We start from the raw sequence: 18,938 nt of genomic DNA on the forward strand, positions 1-18,938 counted from the left end.
TCGATGGTGATTTAGTGGTCACTGCCATGATCGGCACCCGGTCTTGCATCGAGCTGAGGATGACCGCCTCCTGGGGGCGTAGTGCGAACTCCATGATGGTGGTTTCGCTTGAGGGATCACGTTTCGGTTCGCTGATGGCAAGTGCTGATTGGGCTATGGTGCATATGCCCTCGCTGTTCTGTGCCTTATTCGTATCGTCGGATACCCTCCCATCCCCCGCTTGCTGGTGAGGGCTTTGCTCGTTTGCGTGATTCGATTGCGCCATTTGCGGGATTTGTTCGCAGGCCATTGGTGATAGCAAGGAGACGCGCTTTCCCACGAGATTGAATGTAGAAGGATTTGCGATCCGTACCCGCACGATGGCGCTTCCGACCGGTATGGAGGGTTGGTGGGTGGTCATGTTCCGTAGAATCACGCTCCCTTTGCTTATGTCGATTCCCGCGCTCAGACCCACGGCTTCGTGGGGTGAGGAGATTGCGGCACCGAAAGCGGGGTCAAAAGGAACCGAGCGACTGGTCACGTCCTTGGGGCGAATGACGCTTCCCTGCCGAAGCGTGCGTTCGGCGGTCACGATGGTTTGCGTGCGTCCCGCAGTAAGAATGGCGTCAAGACCGAAGAACACCGACAGTCCCAGGAAAGCTGCTATGACGGCATGCTGCGCCGTTTTCATTTTCCGGCGTTTGGACAATGTCACTGCCGCCGCCCGCCCTGAGCTTCGATGGTATTTGGAGAAGGATTTTCGATCGAATAACGAAGTCATGGAAGTTATATTGCCGGATGAAGAGTGTTAAAGGTGGCCTTGCCCGGTGATTGTGGTCAAATGCCCACGCCGGGCAGTGTCGGCGTGTCGCATAGTGCATCACCGTCGATGGCTTGGACCTGTTCAATAAACGATTGTGTTCAACAAGTGGGCATTCTCGGTGATGGTCCGTCTCCTCATCGGATGCATGGCCTCTGCGATGATGAACGGGTACATTTGCACACAGGACGATGTTTCATGGCCTAGCTGTGCTTCGTGAAACCTGGGCGACGGGTTCCCATGACGTCTCGCCGACGTATGAGAAAGGGTGTCTGGGATATCGACGGCAATGTTCGAATCGAGTACGGGTGTGTCTTATAAGGCCGAAGCGGTAATGGCAGAAGCTCCATCGCGAAGTGTGGCAGAGGGAGTTCCCACGGCCGTTGGTGTCCCTGGCGCCGACCTATTGCCTGAACGGGATGGCACCGAAGACACCAACCATGCGAATCACTTGGAGGATGAACCTGAAGATGAGCTGCTCGCGTCGGTGCGGTAGAAACCGTGCCCTTTGAATTCGATAGGCACTGCCGAATAGATCTTACGCACTTGACTGGCGGAGCATTGCGGGCAGACGGTGATGGGATCGTCGCTGAACTCCTGCCATTGGGTGAAATCGTATCCGCAATTCTTGCATTGATAATGGTAAGTAGGCAACGTTCCCTCCACAGGTTTCACAGTGTTACGGCTCTGCCGTGACACCCTCCACATAACTGTACATATCCTAGTACCAACCCGGACTGTTCATCAATGGTGAAGCAGGAGATGAATCAAGAGCGATTGTCCTGCAACGGCGGTGTCCCGCATTCGTGAGAGCCGGTTATCCATCTGACGCATGATGGCGTAAGCGTTCCGTCCACGGGCACGTCATGTCGTTGCCGTGTAACTGGCGTGCTGGTCTCCCAAGGCCAACAGACGGCGAGCACCGGTGTTGTGGGCTTTGCGTGGGGGAGTGCCCTGTCGTACCATCCGGCACCTCGTCCCAGTCTGGCTCCATCCGGAGCCACTCCCAATGCCGGTATCAGAATCAAATCAGCGTCATACAAAGCCTCGGCTCCGAGCGACGGACCGTCGGGCTCTTCCGGCCTTCGAAACCCGCATGTCGGCGTCTTCTCAACCGTCACATGGTCTTTGCCGTCATACTCGCCCCAATCAATCCGCATGATTTGTGATGGGCCCAGTTTTGGTACGATGACGCGGAAACCGGCCCTATGAAGCAGTTCCAGCAGCGGCCACATGGGGACCTCGGAACCCATCGAAATGAAGGCGGCGATGGTCGTTGGCGCGGTCAAACCCAGGCTCCTCAACGTCGGCCCCGCCAATTTCCCCAGTTCCTCACCCGCCTGGTCTTTGACGCCGGGGTTGACCAGCGTCTTCCTCAGCGCCAGTGCATCATGTCGAAGCGCCTTCTTTTCGGTTTCGGGAGAATCCGAAATCGGGACTGTTCGCTTGGGTTCGTCGCTCATCGGATGCCTGCCTTTGTGTTGAACATTGCCATGTTCACGACTTCAGCGGCCCGAAGGTCTGCCGTCATGAAGCCCCTTTATACTTAGCGACAAATTACCACATAGGCGTCACTGATAAACGATGCATATCGCAGACGGGTGCCGTATGCCGCATGACTTCCATTCTTTCCGTGAGTCGCTCGCTTCCTTGACTTGCTCAGGGAGGTGGGGAAGCGTACGCAAATGAATACCATGCATGTAGTTTGTGCGACACGCAAGGGATTTTTCATGAGAAAAGTCAATAAGTCTTTCTATTCTTAAGTGATATGGATTACGAATGGGCGAGTAGTGTCATCGTGCTGGCCGTTATCGTGATTCTGATGGCTGTACTGTTGCCCCGACATGCGTTGAAAGGCATGGATCGGGTTGTGCAGCACAAGGAGGACAAGTATTCCACTTCGCTGCATCTGATCGATGCCGAAAGTGGGACGCGTTTCTCCGATGGAAGTCGTGAATCGGAGGGAGGGACGGTCATGCAAAGAGCGCAATCCACAGGCTCCGGAATTTCATATGAACGAGTGGCGAAGGTTCGTCAGGCTCGTCGTGAAGCCATCAGGCGTCGGCGTATGATTGCCGGGTCGTTGCTCTTCCTTACCGTACTGGTTCTGGTGCTTTCTCTCATACTTGATTTCAGCATGCTGTTCTCACTTATTCCTGGCACGCTGCTGGCGCTGGTGCTGGTTTTGGGCGCTCGAGCTTCTCGTCAGGCGCGGCAATGGGAACTGAGATTGCGTGCACGCAGAAAGTCTCTTGAAAGGTCCTCCGGCCGTGCGCTCATGAAGGCCAGACTCGCTTCCAAGTCTTCCGCTCTGCAGTCCGAAGGAAGAACGAAAGCCGTGGCGAAGCAGACGTCGGAGGGACAGCATGGCATTTCTTCTGCTTCACGGTCCGATGAGCGCGACAATGGGGTGGTGACGAGTGTTATCGCGCAGGCGGAGATCGAACGGATTGTCAATCAGAAGTCTGGTGTGAGCGAAGACCGCAAATCCGCCAAGACCCACAAGTCGGGAAGTGGTCATGCCTCGCAGGTCGCCAAGCGAGGCGGTGGCGCCGTGAACGGTTCCGCCGGTGTCGGTTCGCATGTCTCCAAGACTCAGCCGGATTCGGCACGGATCGCGGGTACTGTGCGGTCTGTCGGGAGCGCCGACTCGGCTGAAAGTGCCGACGTGCACAGCATTGACGAAGTTGAGGAAACCGCTTCGGGTAGGCAGGATCTCATCTCCTTCTCTCTGGGATCAGGCGAAACGGAATCAACTCAAAAAGAAGAGCCGCAAAGTCTGGAGATCAAGTCCACCAGGCAGGTCTCCAAAGCGAAACCGGTGGTCAGCCCAGCGGTTGACTCCGAACCGAAGGCTGACGGCGAACGGAAGTCGGTGACGCCCTCGCGGCCAGCGGAGCAGGATTCCGCAATCTCGTCCAGGCGTAAGGAGGCCGGTACTTCGGCAAGTCTCGCTGTGCCGGATGCCAGAGTCAGGCGTGACGCACGCAAACCTATGCAGCGGCGGCGTGCTGTTGAAGAGGAGAATTCGTTGTTCAAGTCGGAGGCGATCCGCGCGCACAGCGCCGTCGTAGGACAGGCGAAGGCTCATGTTGCATCGTTTTCCGATACCAAGGCCTTCCATGCCGCTGAAAAACTTGCCGAGGTGGAAGCTCCGGACGCATCGTCCGATTCCTTGGGTGAGGGTTTGAAGTCGATTCTTGTTCGGCGCAACGCTTGATATCGAGGTCGGTTGCGTCTGTGCGCGTGGTTCGGCGCTCTGTGTCGTTCGAAGTTCGTGCATGATGTCGTGCGTCGGTTTGGTGCAGGCGTTGTGTCTCCACCATTTCACTCACAGCGTTAGCACTCGAGTTGGCAGAGTGCTAATTTTCGCGCTAGGATAGTCTTAAACGCAACAGGACGGTGCTTAAAGTGTCGTCAGCCCTGAAAGCGGTGTCCTTGCGCGAGTATTGATTGTGAAGATTTTTAAGGAGGTTTCACAGTGTCAATTTCACTTACACCGCTGGAAGACAAGATCATTGTCAAGCAGGCTGAGGCCGAGACACAGACCGCGTCAGGTCTGTACATTCCCGACAATGCGAAGGAGAAGCCGCAGCAGGGCGAAGTTCTGGCAGTAGGACCGGGGCGTCGCGACGATAACGGCAATCGCGTCCCCATGGATGTGAAGGTCGGAGACAAGGTGCTTTATTCAAAGTACGGCGGAACCGAGGTGCACTACAACGGTGAGGATTACCTCATCGTCGGTGCTCGTGATGTTCTGGCTATCCTGAACTGAACCTGGTTTCATTCATTTGGAAGGACCCCTCATTCTGAGGGGTCCTTCTGCATCTTGAGCGATGGTTGGAAGAGATTGTCGTCTTATTCGCGTAACCGTCATGGCTATTGTCATCCGGTGATTCAGCCTTCAAGGTGATGTTGTTGCAAAACTTCGGCCGTGCATTGTTGCCCTGTTAACTTTGCTGTCCGTGCGGTGCGGCTATGCCGCTATGCCGCTATGCCGCTATGCCGCTGCGTCGTTCGTTACGCTGAGCCGTTTGACGCACCGTGCCGTTGTTCCATCGCATCGTCGCATGGTCGCCCTCCGAAGTCCTGGGATTCCACGGTGCTGTTGTACCGCATCTTGCGCTTCCGGAGTGCGACCGCATAACCATGTGGTTTCGGGCCTTGCATATAATTGGGATATGGCATATAAGCATCGTCAGGTCATCGATACGATTCCTCCATACAAACAAGGCAAGCCAGCTCCGATTGCCTCCAGCCAGAGGACCTTCAAGGTCTCAAGCAATGAGAACCCATTCCCGCCGCTGCCCTCGGTACGTGAGGCACTCGAGACGCAGGCGCTCGGGGCCATCAATCGCTACCCCGATATGCGGGGTTGGGATGTGGTGCGGCGCATCGCTGAGGAGTATGCCGCATACGGGGTGCGGCCGGAGAACGTTGTGCTGGGCTGCGGTTCCACGGAGGTCATCACCCAGCTGGTGAACCTCGTTGCTGGCCCGGGTGACGAGGTCATATATCCTTGGCGCAGTTTCGAGGCGTATCCCATTATCGTGACAGGTGCCGGAGCTCGAAGCGTGCAGGTGCCTAATCGTCCTGATGGCGGCCATGACGTTGAGGCCATGATAGATTCGATCAATGACCGCACGCGTCTGATCATTGTCAATAACCCGAACAATCCCACTTCGGTTTCGCTGAGCGACAGGGAAGCACGCCGCATCATGGAAGCCGTGCCTCGTGATGTGTTGGTGCTGTTTGACGAGGCGTATTTCCAGTTCAACGACGCCCCTGACGCCAATGTTGCCATGACGTTGTATGGCGAGTTTCCCAACATCGTCGTGGCACACACCTTCTCCAAGGCTTACGGCTTGGCGGGGCTGCGCATAGGGTACGCCATCGCCCAGGCCGATGTTGTGGAAGGCATGCGCAAGGTCGCCCTCCCGTTCGGCGTCACGCAGAGCGCCCAGATTGCGGCGCTGGCATCGTTGGATGCGGAAGATGAGCTTATGGGGCGTGTGGAGTCGATCAAATCCGAACGGACCCGACTCTTCGCCGCATTACGCAGGCAAGGTTGGGATTTCCCCCGGCCCTATGCGAATTTCCTATGGTTGCCGTTGGGCCGGGGCACTGGTGAAGCGGTCAAGTGCTTCACTGAAGCGGGGCTTTCCGTACGGGCCTTTGAAGGTGAGGGCATTCGAGTCTCGATAGGCGAGCCGGAGGCGAACGACGCCGTGATTGCGGTGTGCCAACGAATCATGGCCGGGACGGCCGAGTCAGGGCTGCCGCGACACCCCGCTGCATGAACAGGCTTGCGTCTGTCGTGCATTCGTGGCATTATAGTCAAGTTGTCTGCGTAAGGTTCATTGAGCCAAGCGTTGGTCAATGGCGGATTTCCCAAGCGGTCAAAGGGAGCTGACTGTAAATCAGCCGCTATTAGCTTCAGTGGTTCGAATCCACTATCCGCCACGCCTCGATAGCTCAGTGGTAGAGCACTTCCTTGGTAAGGAAGAGGTCGTGAGTCCGATTCTCACTCGAGGCTCTCTGGCGGGATAGCTCAGCTGGCTAGAGCGCACGACTCATAATCGTGAGGTCAAGAGTTCGAGTCTCTTTCTCGCTACAAATTCACCGGTGCCAGCCGGTGGCAAACGACAAGTAGAGGTGAAGTATGGCAAGCAAGAGTGCAGTGATCCGCCCAGGTATTACGCTCGCGTGCACGGAGTGCAAGGAGCGCAACTACATCACGACGAAGAATCGTCGCAACACGCCTGATCGCCTCGAGCTGAAGAAGTTCTGCTCGCGCTGCCGTAAGGAGACCGTGCATCGTGAGACCCGCTGAACGGGTCGTTCAGACTTTTGACGGACTTGAGGGGATTCCCTCAAGTCCGTTTTGCTTTGGTGGACGGATAAGGCGTCCTGGCAGTGGAACACACTTCGGTTTGGGAACGTTTCTTGCGGTCTTGCGGTCTTGCGGCCGTATGACTGGGTGGAAGGGTAAGGTCGCGGTATGACTCATTCACAAGCCAATTTGATTTCTGCCAAAATGGATTCCCGGTGCCACCATCGGAATGATGTCGTGGGGAGAGCGTCCGAAGGCGACACGCCCAGATTCGCTGATATCACCACGATGGGTGTGGGAGGAAGGATCGCACGGTTCGTGCAGCCGCAGGATACCCGTGGCTTCATTGATGCGGTACGTGCCGCCGATGGCGAGGGGCGTGCGCTGTGCATCATCGGCGGTGGGTCGAACCTATTGGCCGACGATGGTGATTTTCCCGGTGTCGTGGTGCGTGACGCCAGGCGCGAGATCGTGGTGGAGGATGCTTCGATTCGCCGTCGCGAACCTGCAGAAGCCGATGGTCCGGGTGGCGCTGCGGTATGTGAGGGGATTGCGGATTCTGCGGGGGTTGTTCGTCAGACCGGTTCCGATGCCGCGGGCGTGGCAGTGAAATCTCAAGGGGCAAAATACCGAGACGGGGCGCAGTGCGGCCGCTGTGGGAAGGATATGGTGCTTCTGAGTGCTACCGCCGGTACGAATTGGGATGATTTCGTACTGTATTGCACTCAGCGAGGATTCTCCGGAGTGCAGGGCCTTTCGGGAATACCAGGGACCGTGGGGGCGTCTGTGGTGCAGAACATCGGCGCCTATGGTCAGGAGGTGGCGGATTGTGTGGACTCGGTCGATGTCTGGGATCGGCTGACCTCTCGTGAGATCCGACTTTCCCGTGGTGATTGCGAATTCGGGTACCGCACCTCGTTGCTCAAGGCCTCTATGTACCGTGCCCCAGGGGTTCCGGCCGACCGTTTTTTCCCGACTCCACGTTTTGTGGTGCTTTCCGTCAGGTTCCGTTTGCTTAAGGCCTCGGACTGCACGGTGACTTCCGGACAGCTGGCTTCGGTGCTCGGTGTGGGTACAGGGGATAGCATGCCTGGTTCGGCCGTGCGTGCGGCGGTCATCGCCGTACGGGCGCGCAAAGGTATGTTGGAAGATCCTTATCGCTATGACGGCAGATGGATGGCCGGCACCCGACGGCTGGAAAATATCGAGGCGGCGAAAAGTCAGCTGGACAGGGAGCTTCAGGATTCGTCTGAGTCTCCGAAGCTGAATGCGGGCGCACCGCATGCCGAAAGGGCTAGGATTTTGGCCTTGAAGGCTGATCGCCATAGTTGCGGCAGCTTTTTCATGAATCCGATTTTGACGGAGGAACAGGCCCGACATCTTCCCGCTGACGCGCCGCGTTATCCGGTAGATGTGGGCGTTTCATCGCCACTTGCGCCGGGGCATGACGCATCGCCGTTACGGGAACGGCCGGAGGGCTCCTCGGTAGTCAAGACTTCCGCGGCGTGGCTTATCGATCACGCGGGGTTCCATAAGGGCTTCGTCTTGGCAGACGGATCGGGCCGAGCTGGGTTGTCAGACGTTCACACTTTGGCCTTGACGAACCGCGGTGGTGCGAGCTCGGATGATGTCCTCCGCCTGGCTCAGGCCATAAAGCGCGGGGTTCTCGACTCCTTCGGGGTCGTCCTTGTTCCTGAACCGGTGGTATTGGGCAGCACCATCGGTTGACTGCTGGGCACATGCGTCTCCATCGTCTCCATCGATTTCATCGGCTCCGTTGGTATCTTTCGGGTTTGGATGTCCGTTGGCTTGATGGCTTCCATTGGTGTCCATTGGTGTCCATCGGTGTTCTGCTCGCCGGGGTCACTGGCACACATGTGATGCCGCTGGCTTGCGCCGGTTCGCATCGGTCGGATGGGCTGTCGGTCGAGGTGGTGGGTGCGGCACATCATATCTGCGCTAACTGTCAATACCTGTACGCGCTGCTGATGTCTTCAGACTTGAGACGTATGAACGGAGTCGTTGCGCCGGTGGCGTGGGTCGTGTTTCTTTGTCCTTGCCTAACGAAAGACACGCGCTCGGGCTGATGCCTGCGTGTTGTATGATGAAACTTGTCAGTGTGTGAGGAATGTCACATTACCGCTGGGTTTTTGATAAGAGTAGGTCGCCGTGAGGCGGCGGAGAGAAGATGTGGTGCCGGTTCAACGGCGAGCCGGCATCATTGCGGAGGTTGGTGGACCGCACGCAAACGGATTCGGTGTGGTCGGTATGTGGAGTTCTGTCACGATCCGTACCATGCGCACTTATAATTTGGGTTTATAAATAGGATGTTGTGGAGGCTGTGATGAATCTTTTCCGGACGAAGTCCGTCGAACAAACGCTTTCTGAAACGACTAGCGGCGACAGGAAGCTCAAACGCACCCTCGGGCCTTGGGATCTGGCTGTCATGGGGGTGGCCGTGGCCGTGGGTGCCGGAATCTTCTCCGTGGGTGCGCAGGCCTCCGCGTATCACGCCGGACCTGCCTCCATCATCAGCTTCGCGATAGCCGGCGTGATATGCGCTGCTGCGGTGATGTGCTATGCGGAGTTCGCGGCGATGATTCCCGCCGCAGGTTCGGCCTACACGTTCACCTATACCACGATGGGCGAGTTCATGGCTTGGATAGTGGGATGGGACCTCATTCTGGAGACGTTGATGGCGAGTTCGGTCATCGCCAAATATTGGAGCATCTACCTCAATGATTTCATCCATTTGATGGGCGGGCATTTCACCACGGAGATTCATTTAGGCTCGTTCACCTTCGATTGGGCCCCTTTGGTGGTGATCGCCTTCTTCACCGTTCTGCTCGTCATCGGCACGCAGATATCCGCCCGCGTTGATGGCGCCTTCACGATCCTCAAGATTGCGATTGTTGTTTTCGTCGTCATCGTAGGATTCTTCTATATCAAGCCGTCGAATTACTCGCCGTTCATCCCGCCCTCACAACCGGCGAGTTCGGTGTCTGGAGCAGCGGGCGGCACGATCATGCAACAGCCTCTCTTCCAATGGATCAGTGGTCAGCAGCCCTCGATCTACGGTATTTCAGGCATCATTTCCGGTGCGGCTTTGGTGTTCTTCGCGTTTATCGGATTCGACACCGTTGCGAGCGCCGCGGAGGAGACCAAGAATCCGGGTCGCAACGTACCGCTCGGCATCGGCATGGGGATTTCTATCGTGATCGTCATGTACATGCTCGTGTCCATTGTGACCAATGGCATGGTTTCATACCGGGACTTGGCCAAGGCCAAGAGTCCCTCGCTGGCCACCGGTTTCGAGATGGTAGGGGCTACATGGGCGGCGAAGATCATCTCGTTCGCCATCGTCATCGGGTTGACGACCGTGGTGATGGTCATGTTGCTGGGTCTGACCCGCATCGTCTTCGCCATGAGCCGAGACGGCCTGCTTCCTCCGGTGCTTTCGAGGGTTGGCAAGCATGGAACTCCGGCGCGTCTTCAGATTGGAGTGAGTGTCATCGTCGCGATTGTGGCCTCCTGCCTGAATGTCGGTGTTCTGTCCGACATGATCAACATCGGCACGCTTTCCGCGTTCACGTTGGTCTCGCTTTCAATACCGATTCTGCGCAAAAAGCGTCCGGACCTGCGCCGTCCGTTCAAGATTCCGGGCAACCCGTGGCTGCCCGTCCTCATTTCATTGGCATGCCTGTGGCTCATGCTCAATCTCAACATCCTGACATGGATTCGTTTCTTGGTCTGGCTGTTCATCGGTTTCCTCATTTATTTCGGCTATTCGTACGGCCATTCGCGGCTGGGCAGTGGTGACCTCGACGTTGCGAAGGATGGTCCAGCCACCGTCTGAGGTCATGCGCGCCGCGTATTCTGAAGAGAATCAGTCTGTAAGGAGAGATGCTATGGCATATGTGATCGCTGAGCCGTGTGTGGACGTCAAAGACAAGGCGTGCGTGGATGAATGCCCCGTGGACTGTATCTACGAGGGCGATCGTTCGCTGTATATCAATCCGAACGAATGTGTGGATTGCGGAGCCTGTGAGCCGGTGTGCCCCGTTGAGGCCATTTTCTATGAGGATGATGTGCCTGAGGAATGGGCGTGGTATACCGACGCTGCTGTGGAATATTTCAACGATATTGGTGATTTGGGTGGTGCGCAGGCGGCCGGCCCGTCCGGAAAGGACCCGGCAAGGGTAGCTGCGCTACCTCCACAGAACCAGGATTGATTGATTGGCAAGCCGGGGTGTGATTCCGCCTTCTCAGGAGTGCTGGTTCTAGGATAGGTCTTGGTTGGCGTATGCTAGGTAGGACTTGCATTTCGGCGTAGTGTCCGCTTTCCATGCGACACGAAACAGACCTCGGTTCGCTTCGTCGTATGGCCTCGTCTTGGCTGAGGTCCAGTGTTGTTCTCGTAGACCTGCCTGCAGCGGGCAGGCGGTTGGGCTGCCGCAGTGACTGTTTGGGTTCGCTTCCAAGACCGCATCGTCATATCCGTCGAAATTGCTTTGGACTGTGGTTTCTGGACTTGACTCCGATTTGGATTCGGACTGTGAAAGTGGGTTTTCATGGGTTTTGCTGCTTATTCGACCCAATATGATTGGGAGCGTATCGCTTCCTACAAGAAAAAGGCTTGTCGGGCCGAGGGAGGCATGGTGGACCTCTCGATTGGTTCGCCGGTCGATCCGGTGCCCGATGTCGTGCGGGAGGCGCTCGCCGCCCATGCCGATGGAACGGACGCGCATGGCTACCCCGCGACCAAAGGCGGTCGTATGCTGCGTGAAGCCATCACCCGCTGGTTTGAAAACAAACGACAGGTGGATCTGGCGGCGTTGCACGCGGATGTCGTTCCCACGATGGGTTCCAAGGAGGCCGTGGCGCTTATGGCTTCCTTGCTTCATTTGGGGCCGGGTGACGTGGTGGTGCAGCCGGCGGTCTCCTACCCGACATATGAGATAGGGACGCAGCTTGCGGGTGCCAAGGCGTTGAAGGTGCCCGACGTTTCGGATGTCAGGTCGTGGGTCGGTGTTTCCGGCGTCAAGGCCGTCTGGGTCAATTCGCCGTGCAATCCGACCGGTGAGGTCCTTTCGCCGGACCGGCTAGCTGCCGTGGTGCAAGCGGCGCGTTCCATCGGCGCCGTGGTGCTGTCCGATGAATGTTATGCGCTGTTGAATTGGGCGGGCGGCGTCCGCGGGCGTGACGGCGGCGATGCGCCGGCCGTGAATGAAGCCGGGGGTCTTGGCATGGAGCTTCCTGCACCATCGCCCAGCATGCTGGATCTGGAGGTGTGTTCCGGCAGTGCGGAAGGCGTTCTCGTACTGTATTCCTTAAGCAAACAATCCAACATGGCTGGATATCGTACGGCACTGGTGGCCGGCGATATGGGCTTGGTAGAGGAGCAGACGGCTTATCGCAGGCAGATAGGTCAGATCATCCCGGGGCCCGTTCAGGCTGCGATGGCGGCGGCTTTGGATGATGAGGCTTCGGTGAGCGAGCAGCATAACAGGTATCGCGCCCGCCTTGTGAGGTTGGTCGAGGCTCTGCGGGAATACGGTTATGATGCGCGGATGCCGCAAGGGGGGCTGTACGTGTGGGTGAAGGCCATCGACGGTGATTGCTGGAGCGACATGGAGCGGCTGGCTGACATCGGCATCGTCCCGAGCCCCGGCGAGTTCTATGGTGCGCCTGACCGACTGCGTTTCTCCGTCACTGCCACTGATGACTCAATCGATGCGGCGGTCGATCGCCTTCGAAGCAGATGAAAATATCGCGGTCATGACCGGTCCATATACGGAACGATTCGTGACTGTTCCGTATGCATCGCGATCCTCACGACTTCGGTGCCGTTAGCCCGGTCGGGTTGCGCCAGACCCCATGCTCCAAGCCCAGGCTCGCGGCTTGCTTGCCGTACTTGGCATGCACCGCGTCGATGGCGGCTTCGGCGTCATGCATTCGGTCGGATTGGGAGATGGTGGCATTTCGTGTTCGAAGCGTCGCCGCAAGGGGATTGTTTTGGTTTTTGGCTGCCGCCTGACCGGTTCGAACGCTGTGGTCGTTGTCCTGTCCGGATTGCAAGTCTGAGTTCCCGTCACGGTTCCCTTCGTTCGTGCCGTAGACCTTGCCTCCGTTTCCGATCGGGCGCGTGCGCTGGTTCTGGCCTTGCCCCAACAGATCCTCGATGCTCAGCTGCACGGGCGTGGTGTCCTTGGCGCTCAAGGTGCTGGCGCTTACACCGGCAAGACGCACTTCACGCGGCAAGAGGGCGTCGTCGGTGAGCGAGCTGCCCATGCCGAGCATGGATCTGAGCAGCCGTAAGGATTCCGGGTACATGGCGTCCGTGGTGTCGACCGGACGTTCCAATGTGTGGGCCTTCGTCGAGTAAGACAGGTTCGCGAACCGCAGCTTCACGGTCACGGTGCGGGCCACCAGTCCCTTCTTGCGCAGGCTTGCGCTGACTTCGTTGCAGCAGTGATGAAGGAGGGCGGCCACCTGTACCATGCTTCGGGTGTCCTCTTCGAAAGTCACCTCCGCGCCTATGGATTTTTCCGGTGCGTCCGTAACGATGGGGCGCTCGTCAAGTCCGTGCGAGGCCAGATGCAGATTATGGGCCAGGATTTTTGAATGGGTGGCCTGTGCAAGCGCCTCTTCGGAGGTGTCGGCAAGATCGGCCACGGACGTGATGCCCCATGCCTCCAATTTCCGTTCCAGCGATGGTCCTATGCCCGGGATTCCTCGCAATGGCATCATCTGCACGAATGCCGCTTGTTGGGATAACGGGATGAGCAGCATGCCATCCGGCTTGGCGTTGGTGGATGCCATCTTCGCCACCAGTTTGTTCGAGGCGATGCCCACCGAGCATGTGATGTGGAATCGGCGCTGCACTTCGGCGCGTATCCATGCGCCTATCGCGCTCGGCGAGCCCCACCGGAGCAACGCCGCGGAAACATCCATGTAGCCCTCATCGACCGATACCTGTTCGATGCGGTCGGTCACCTGGGAAAAGACCTGGGTGAAGATGCATCGTGACATCCGTCGATAATACGCCATATCCACGGATACGTACTGGCCGTCAGGGCAAAGCTGCCGTGCCCGTGCCATCGGCATGGCCGAGTTGACCCCATATGCGCGTGCCTCATAGTTGGCGGCGGAGACTACGCTGCGTGGTCCCGAGCCTCCGATGATGACGGGTCTGCCTGCAAGAGAGGGGTTGCGTGCGGTCTCCAGCGAAGCGTAGAAGGCATCCATGTCGATGTGAAGCACGGTGCAGCCGGTCTCGTCGTGCCCCCAGTCTCGCTTGGCGGCGGCTAGTCTTGGCGCAGTGCTCATGTCTCCATTGTAGACGATGCCATAAGGTTATGGGAGCCATCCGCATGCGGGAGAAGAAGCCGATGCGGAATGGAGCGCTCGAAGGTCGTCTGAGGCGTTCCGCCGTCGCGCCGTGTGCCATGCAGGTCGGAGGGCCGCGGCCATCATGGTGTCGGTGCTGTGCGTTGACTGGCAAGCGCTTATTCGGCAGGCGTAAGTATTCGACCGACCCCTGCGGTTGTGAGACAATGAGGGCATGACGCAAATCAACATAGGTGGCCAAGCCACACAGACAATAGGCACTCTTCCGGCGGTCGGGAATAGGGCGCCGTCTTTCACTCTTACCGATAAGGATCTCAACGACTTCGATTCAGCGCGGTTCGCGGGTCATAAGCTCGTGCTCAACATCTTCCCGTCGGTTGATACCGCCACGTGTTCGATGTCGGTGCGCAACTTCAATAAGGTGGCCGAGGAATACGATGACGTCACCGTGCTGTGTGTATCCAAGGACCTTCCCTTCGCTACGGCCCGTTTTTGCGGTGCTGAGGGCATTGATGGCGTGGTGACTGGTTCTGCGTTCCGTTCCTCGTTCGGCGAGGATTACGGAGTCACCATCACAACCGGACCTATGCGCGGTCTGCTGTCGCGCTGTGTGGTGGTCATCGGCTCCGATGGTTTGGTGAAGTACACCCAGCAGGTGCCTGAAGTTCATGATGAACCTGATTACGCCGCGGCGCGTGCCGCAATTGAGGCTCTTGGTTAAATGTCCGGCGCCGCTGGCGTGAACGGACCAGGGTGGTATGCCGGTCCTGGGGCGGGTCCGTTGGTTCCGGAGACGTGGTCGCCGGGGTCGTGGCACACCGTCGGATGTCCGTGTGCCACGAATGCTCGTGTGTCTGGCGTGTGCGAGGCGGTTCCTATCTGTTCGTAGGTTCAATGCCTATGGTCGTGCCTGCCAAACTCTTCGTCTGGCAGGCACGACCATGTTGGGCCCGCCATGATGCGGGCTTGTCCGGACCGTTCTTATTTATTGCTGTTGGTCATGACGCGTGGGCCGTTCGGATCGCCGACGATGACGGTGTCCACCATATGCAGGAACAGGCCATGCTCCACTACACCCACGGTGTTGATGAGATCTGTGCCGAGATCCTCCGGATGGTCGATACGGCCAAGATGTAGATCAACTACATAGTCGTTCTCGTCGGTCAGCACCGGCTTGCCGTCCGCGTCCAGGCGAAGGGTGGGTTTGTATCCGCGGGTCTCGAATTTCTTGATCACATGGCCCACGCCGAAGGGGATGACCTCCACGGGCAGCGGGAATGCGCCGATGGTGTCCACGACCTTCGATTCGTCCACGATCCATACGATCTTGTCGGAATTCGTTGCGACGATCTTTTCCCACAGGAGCGCCGCGCCACCGCCCTTGATGCCGTTGAAGTTGCTGTCCACCTCGTCGGCGCCGTCGATGGTGACGTCGATGCGGTCCACGTCATCGATGTCAACGATGGTGATGCCGTAGCCCTTGGCCTGCTCGGCAGTGCGCCGTGAGGTGGTCACTCCTGTGAATTTCAGGCCCTCCTCTTGGGTCCGCCGTCCGAGTTCATCCACCAGGTAGCGCACCGTGGAACCTGTTCCAAGACCTACAGTCATGCCGTTTTCCACGATCTTGGCGGCTTCGATGCCGGCCGCCTTCTTCAGTGCGTTCTGCTGTGTCTGATCCATCCTTGCTCCTTCATATCGTTGATTTCACACGATTCATGCGGAATACAGATTCATGATAACGCAGCTTGTCTATTTGCGGCGTCTACTTGTTCGGCCTGGAAAGCTTCATCAGGAACGGCGCTCCGCTCAGACGCAAGGTTCCGTCGCCTTCAACGTACCCTTCCACGACTATGGCTCCTCTGACGAAGCGCGGGTTGCCGTCAAAGGAGTTGCTGGTATTCGGCGGCGGTGTTATCGCCAGTGTTCCTGTGGCGTACAGTCCGGAGGCGGAGAGGCGCGGAGTGCCCGCATGGTCGGATCGGTCCGGAGTTTGATCCGTCGTTTGGGTGCGAGGATCATTGCCTTGGTGGGAATCCGATTCATTTCCCGAACCGTGCCTGGGACCATCGAAGGTGGAATCAGAATCGGCCACATCTCCATGCGTGGTGGAATCGGTTTCATCATCGTCCATGCCGTCTGTGGTGTCGTTGGTATCGTTGGTGTCGTTGGTATCGTTGGGCTCCGCATCGTCGCCGTCGTCGCTGTTAATGTCAATGTCGTCAATGGTATCGTCGCCATAGGCTGGTCTGGCCGTAATCTGATCGCCTGTGTTTTCGTTGGAATCATCATCGGGCGACTTGGCGTCGTTCTCTTCGCTTATGGCCGTCTCGGAGGATGACGAAGGGTGAAAATGGCCTGTATTGCTCTCGTTGCTGTTTTCGTCACCACCCTCACCGCGACCCAAGTGGTACTGCTCCTGCGTGATCTTGCCGTCGATAAGCATCCGCGCATCGGCTGGTATGTCCAGGCCTTTGGCGTATTCGGAGGCCAACAGCGATTGCCAGCCTTCCAGCGGTAGGTAGCCGTCCCTCACACCGCTGCGCGCGTCGCCGGAATAGGTGTGCGCCAGATCGTCCACCTTCTCGTTGCCCGGGTTGCCGTTGTGGCCTTTGACCCAAACGAATTTCACCGGGCCTTCGCGTCCGCTGATCTCCGCATCGATGGCCTTGATGAGCGGTGCGTTCTTCACCGGCTTCTTCTGGGAGTTTCTCCAACCGTTCCTCTTCCAGCCGCGCACCCATGTGGTTGAGCAGTTGATGGCATACTGGGAGTCCGTTTCGATGGTCAGCGGCTCGGATCCGCGGTGCGCGCGCAGCGCTTCGAGCACGGCGCACAGTTCACCGATCTGGTTGGTGCCGTTGGTGGCGCCTCCCGCATCGCAGTTCCCGTCGTGGTTGTGGCCTGGGGTGTGGGCTGCGTTGGCCGCGTGGTCAGCCCAAGCCCAGCCCATGGGGCCGTTTGGATTGCCTAGAGCGCTGCCGTCTGTCGAAACCGTGATCATGGTTTCAAGCTTACGGGGGTCGGTAGAAAAGGCTTGTGGCTTTCTAGGCCTGCGCGTCCGCTCGTAGGCTCGGCGGCACCGGTGTGTCATGCCAGATATGGCCGTTCTTTGGCTTCAGTGATGTATGGAATGCCATTAATATGCGTTCCTTTGTCCGGCCAAGTCCTCATGTCGTGTTCGGGCATGAGGACTTGGTGCGTTTGCATGAGGAAGCCGTGGGATGTTCCGGTCAGTCTGCAAGAGCCGCGTCCACCACGTCGCTCGCCTCGGTAAGCACCTGGTCGAGGGCCTGCGGTGAATCGAAGGACTCCGCGTACACCTTGTAGATGTTCTCCGTGCCGGAGGGGCGGGCGGCGAACCAGTTGTCCTTCGTGGTCACCTTGAGGCCGCCGATCGGGGCGTCGTTGCCCGGCGCCTGCGTCATGACCTGCTCGATGGGCTGTCCCGCCAGCTTCGTGGCCTTGATGCTGTCGCGGCTCAGGGAGGCGAACTTCTGCTTCTGCTCCAGCGTCGTGGGGGTGTCGATGCGCCTGTACCAGCTTTCGCCGAAGCGCGCGACCTGCTCCTGATGCAGCTGGGCAGGGTTCTTTCCCGTCTTTCCGGTGATCTCTGCAGCCAGCAGGTCGGGAATCAGGCCGTCCTTATCCGTGGTCCACACGCGCCCGTCGCGCCGCAGGAAGCTCATGCCGCTGCTCTCTTCGCCGCCGAACGCCACCTCGCCGGTGAACAGCGGGTCGACGAACCATTTGAAGCCGACGGGCACTTCAACCAGTTTCGCACCGATGGAATAGGCCACGCGGTCGATGAGGCTTGACGAGACCACTGTCTTGCCTACGCCGGCACCTTCGGGCCAGCCGGGGCGTGCACCGCCGAACAGATACTCCACACATACAGCCAGGTAGTGGTTGGGGTTCATCACGCCCCAGTCGGGGCATACGATGCCGTGGCGGTCGGCGTCCGGGTCGGTGCCGCCGACGAGGTCGTACCTGCTCCATGCGCCGCCGTTGAGCGAGTCCACGAGGCCCTTCATGGCGTACGCGGAGCTGGGGTCCATGCGGATCTTCCCGTCATGGTCGATGGTCATGAACCGCCATGTGGGGTCCACCTCGGGGCGCACCACATCGATGTTCAGACCGTACTTCTCGTTGATGAGCGGCCAATAGTTCACTGAGGCGCCGCCCAGCGGGTCGATGCCGAGTCTGACGCCGGATGAGCGGATTGCATCGAAATCGATGACGTTGCCGAGGTCGGCCACGTAGTGCTCGCGGAAGTCGAAGCGTTCCACGAACTCGGATTTCACCGCCTGCTCGTAAGGCACGCGTCGTATGTCCCTGAAGGCGCCGAGTAACTCATTGGCGCGGTGGGCTATGCGCTCGGTCACTTCGGTTGGTGCTGGACCTCCGGTGACGGGGTCGTATTTGAAGCCGCCGTCTGTGGGCGGGTTGTGCGACGGCGTCACCACGATACCGTCGGCCAGACCGGCGCCGGTGAAGCGCTGGGAGCCGTCCGCAGCGCGGTTGTGGGTCAGGATGGCCTGGGAAACCACCGGCGTGGGTACGAAATCGTTGCGGGAGTCAACCCGCACGTGCACCTCGTTGGCCACGAGCACTTCGATGGCGGTTTTCATGGCGGGCTCCGACAGGGCATGGGTGTCGCGGCCGAGGTACAGGGGGCCGCTCACCCCGGCGTCCTTGCGGTATTCGGCTATGGCCTGCGAGATCGCGACGATGTGCGCCTCATTGAAGGACGTGTTCAGGGACGAACCACGGTGCCCGGAGGTGCCGAACGCCACGCGCTGGGCCGGCACGGCGGGGTCCGGGATGAGGTCGTAGTAGTCGCCGATGACTTCATCGACGTCAATGAGATCGGAAGGGGTGGCGGGCATACCCGCATTGTTTGCTACCATGCCATCCATTGTGCCACGGTTTGCATTTTTGTTCAATAATGTTCAAGTT

15 protein-coding genes, 3 tRNA genes and 1 pseudogene are annotated in these 18,938 nt (G+C 58.5%); 12 read left to right on the plus strand and 7 right to left on the minus strand.

Annotated features, from left to right (window positions below; translation table 11 throughout):
* Positions 1–370: 370 nt before the first annotated feature.
* The 3 genes and pseudogenes from BBOMB_RS08555 to BBOMB_RS06830 all read right to left on the minus strand — a co-directional run.
* Positions 371–760: pseudogene (locus BBOMB_RS08555) on the minus strand (SAF domain-containing protein); the annotation flags it as partial.
* A 486-nt stretch (positions 761–1,246) separates the two neighbouring features.
* Positions 1,247–1,453 carry an FmdB family zinc ribbon protein gene (locus tag BBOMB_RS06825; protein ID WP_044087886.1) on the minus strand — a complete coding sequence of 69 codons (207 nt, stop codon included), beginning with the start codon at positions 1,451–1,453 and terminating at the stop codon, positions 1,247–1,249.
* A gap of 113 nt (positions 1,454–1,566) precedes the next feature.
* Positions 1,567–2,262, minus strand: coding sequence for a 5-formyltetrahydrofolate cyclo-ligase (locus tag BBOMB_RS06830; protein ID WP_052377580.1), 696 nt, complete (start codon positions 2,260–2,262; stop codon positions 1,567–1,569).
* Between the two features lie 305 nt (positions 2,263–2,567).
* On the opposite strand from BBOMB_RS06830, the gene BBOMB_RS06835 reads away from it, so the two are divergent.
* The 11 genes from BBOMB_RS06835 (at position 2,568) to dapC (ending at position 12,397) form a co-directional block, all read left to right on the plus strand.
* Positions 2,568–4,019 (plus strand): prolipoprotein diacylglyceryl transferase, encoded by a 1,452-nt coding sequence (locus tag BBOMB_RS06835; protein WP_044087867.1) that lies wholly within the window; start codon positions 2,568–2,570, stop codon positions 4,017–4,019.
* A gap of 261 nt (positions 4,020–4,280) precedes the next feature.
* A complete protein-coding gene (gene groES, locus BBOMB_RS06840; protein WP_044087868.1) occupies positions 4,281–4,574 on the plus strand; it encodes a co-chaperone GroES in 294 nt (97 codons plus the stop codon).
* 406 nt (positions 4,575–4,980) lie between these two features.
* On the plus strand, positions 4,981–6,099 hold the full coding sequence (locus BBOMB_RS06845; protein ID WP_044087869.1) for a histidinol-phosphate transaminase: 1,119 nt from the start codon (positions 4,981–4,983) through the stop codon (positions 6,097–6,099).
* 81 nt (positions 6,100–6,180) lie between these two features.
* A tRNA-Tyr gene (locus BBOMB_RS06850) sits at positions 6,181–6,262 on the plus strand.
* Between the two features lies 1 nt (position 6,263).
* Positions 6,264–6,335, plus strand: a tRNA-Thr gene (locus tag BBOMB_RS06855).
* A 4-nt stretch (positions 6,336–6,339) separates the two neighbouring features.
* A tRNA-Met gene (locus tag BBOMB_RS06860) sits at positions 6,340–6,413 on the plus strand.
* A 48-nt stretch (positions 6,414–6,461) separates the two neighbouring features.
* Positions 6,462–6,632 carry a 50S ribosomal protein L33 gene (rpmG, locus tag BBOMB_RS06865; RefSeq protein ID WP_044087870.1) on the plus strand — a complete coding sequence of 57 codons (171 nt, stop codon included), beginning with the start codon at positions 6,462–6,464 and terminating at the stop codon, positions 6,630–6,632.
* A 204-nt stretch (positions 6,633–6,836) separates the two neighbouring features.
* Positions 6,837–8,360: an FAD-binding protein gene (locus BBOMB_RS06870; RefSeq protein ID WP_052377584.1), complete on the plus strand. Its 1,524-nt coding sequence runs from the start codon at positions 6,837–6,839 to the stop codon at positions 8,358–8,360.
* 616 nt (positions 8,361–8,976) lie between these two features.
* The gene (locus BBOMB_RS06875; RefSeq protein ID WP_044087871.1) at positions 8,977–10,488 is read left to right on the plus strand and encodes an amino acid permease; all 1,512 of its coding nucleotides are present in this window, start codon (positions 8,977–8,979) and stop codon (positions 10,486–10,488) included.
* Between the two features lie 52 nt (positions 10,489–10,540).
* Positions 10,541–10,864 (plus strand): ferredoxin, encoded by a 324-nt coding sequence (fdxA, locus tag BBOMB_RS06880; RefSeq protein WP_044087872.1) that lies wholly within the window; start codon positions 10,541–10,543, stop codon positions 10,862–10,864.
* A 339-nt stretch (positions 10,865–11,203) separates the two neighbouring features.
* Entirely contained in the window at positions 11,204–12,397 is a 1,194-nt protein-coding gene (gene dapC / locus BBOMB_RS06885; protein WP_044087873.1) for a succinyldiaminopimelate transaminase, read from the plus strand.
* Positions 12,398–12,464: 67 nt separating this feature from the next.
* Here the strand turns inward: dapC and dinB are convergent, their stop codons facing one another.
* Positions 12,465–13,961, minus strand: a complete 1,497-nt coding sequence (gene dinB, locus BBOMB_RS06890) for a DNA polymerase IV (protein WP_044087874.1) — start codon at positions 13,959–13,961, stop codon at positions 12,465–12,467.
* A gap of 235 nt (positions 13,962–14,196) precedes the next feature.
* On the opposite strand from dinB, the gene tpx reads away from it, so the two are divergent.
* Positions 14,197–14,703 (plus strand): thiol peroxidase, encoded by a 507-nt coding sequence (gene tpx / locus BBOMB_RS06895; RefSeq protein WP_044087875.1) that lies wholly within the window; start codon positions 14,197–14,199, stop codon positions 14,701–14,703.
* A 260-nt stretch (positions 14,704–14,963) separates the two neighbouring features.
* Here tpx and rpiA read toward each other — a convergent pair whose 3' ends face one another.
* The 3 genes from rpiA to pgm form a co-directional block, all read right to left on the minus strand.
* Complete coding sequence (gene rpiA / locus BBOMB_RS06900; RefSeq protein ID WP_044087876.1) at positions 14,964–15,662, minus strand: ribose-5-phosphate isomerase RpiA; 699 nt, start codon at positions 15,660–15,662, stop codon at positions 14,964–14,966.
* 82 nt (positions 15,663–15,744) lie between these two features.
* A complete protein-coding gene (locus BBOMB_RS06905) occupies positions 15,745–16,983 on the minus strand; it encodes a ribonuclease H family protein (RefSeq protein ID WP_044087877.1) in 1,239 nt (412 codons plus the stop codon).
* A 229-nt stretch (positions 16,984–17,212) separates the two neighbouring features.
* The gene (gene pgm / locus BBOMB_RS06910) at positions 17,213–18,889 is read right to left on the minus strand and encodes a phosphoglucomutase (alpha-D-glucose-1,6-bisphosphate-dependent) (protein WP_044087889.1); all 1,677 of its coding nucleotides are present in this window, start codon (positions 18,887–18,889) and stop codon (positions 17,213–17,215) included.
* Positions 18,890–18,938 lie beyond the last annotated feature (49 nt).

The sequence above is a fragment of the Bifidobacterium bombi DSM 19703 genome (assembly GCF_000737845.1).
In the GTDB taxonomy this organism is placed as follows: Bacteria; Actinomycetota; Actinomycetes; order Actinomycetales; family Bifidobacteriaceae; genus Bifidobacterium; species Bifidobacterium bombi.

Bases quoted from the DNA above. Each gene is read 5' to 3' on its own strand.
- BBOMB_RS06870 (WP_052377584.1), top strand. From the start codon at position 6,837: ATGGATTCCCGGTGCCACCATCGGAATGATGTCGTGGGGAGAGCGTCC.
- fdxA (WP_044087872.1), top strand. From the start codon at position 10,541: ATGGCATATGTGATCGCTGAGCCGTGTGTGGACGTCAAAGACAAGGCG.
- BBOMB_RS06830 (WP_052377580.1), bottom strand. From the start codon at position 2,262: ATGAGCGACGAACCCAAGCGAACAGTCCCGATTTCGGATTCTCCCGAA.
- dapC (WP_044087873.1), top strand. From the start codon at position 11,204: ATGGGTTTTGCTGCTTATTCGACCCAATATGATTGGGAGCGTATCGCT.
- rpiA (WP_044087876.1), bottom strand. From the start codon at position 15,662: ATGGATCAGACACAGCAGAACGCACTGAAGAAGGCGGCCGGCATCGAA.
- pgm (WP_044087889.1), bottom strand. From the start codon at position 18,889: ATGGTAGCAAACAATGCGGGTATGCCCGCCACCCCTTCCGATCTCATT.
- BBOMB_RS06845 (WP_044087869.1), top strand. From the start codon at position 4,981: ATGGCATATAAGCATCGTCAGGTCATCGATACGATTCCTCCATACAAA.
- BBOMB_RS06875 (WP_044087871.1), top strand. From the start codon at position 8,977: ATGAATCTTTTCCGGACGAAGTCCGTCGAACAAACGCTTTCTGAAACG.
- dinB (WP_044087874.1), bottom strand. From the start codon at position 13,961: ATGAGCACTGCGCCAAGACTAGCCGCCGCCAAGCGAGACTGGGGGCAC.
- tpx (WP_044087875.1), top strand. From the start codon at position 14,197: ATGACGCAAATCAACATAGGTGGCCAAGCCACACAGACAATAGGCACT.
- rpmG (WP_044087870.1), top strand. From the start codon at position 6,462: ATGGCAAGCAAGAGTGCAGTGATCCGCCCAGGTATTACGCTCGCGTGC.
- BBOMB_RS06835 (WP_044087867.1), top strand. From the start codon at position 2,568: ATGGATTACGAATGGGCGAGTAGTGTCATCGTGCTGGCCGTTATCGTG.
- BBOMB_RS06905 (WP_044087877.1), bottom strand. From the start codon at position 16,983: ATGATCACGGTTTCGACAGACGGCAGCGCTCTAGGCAATCCAAACGGC.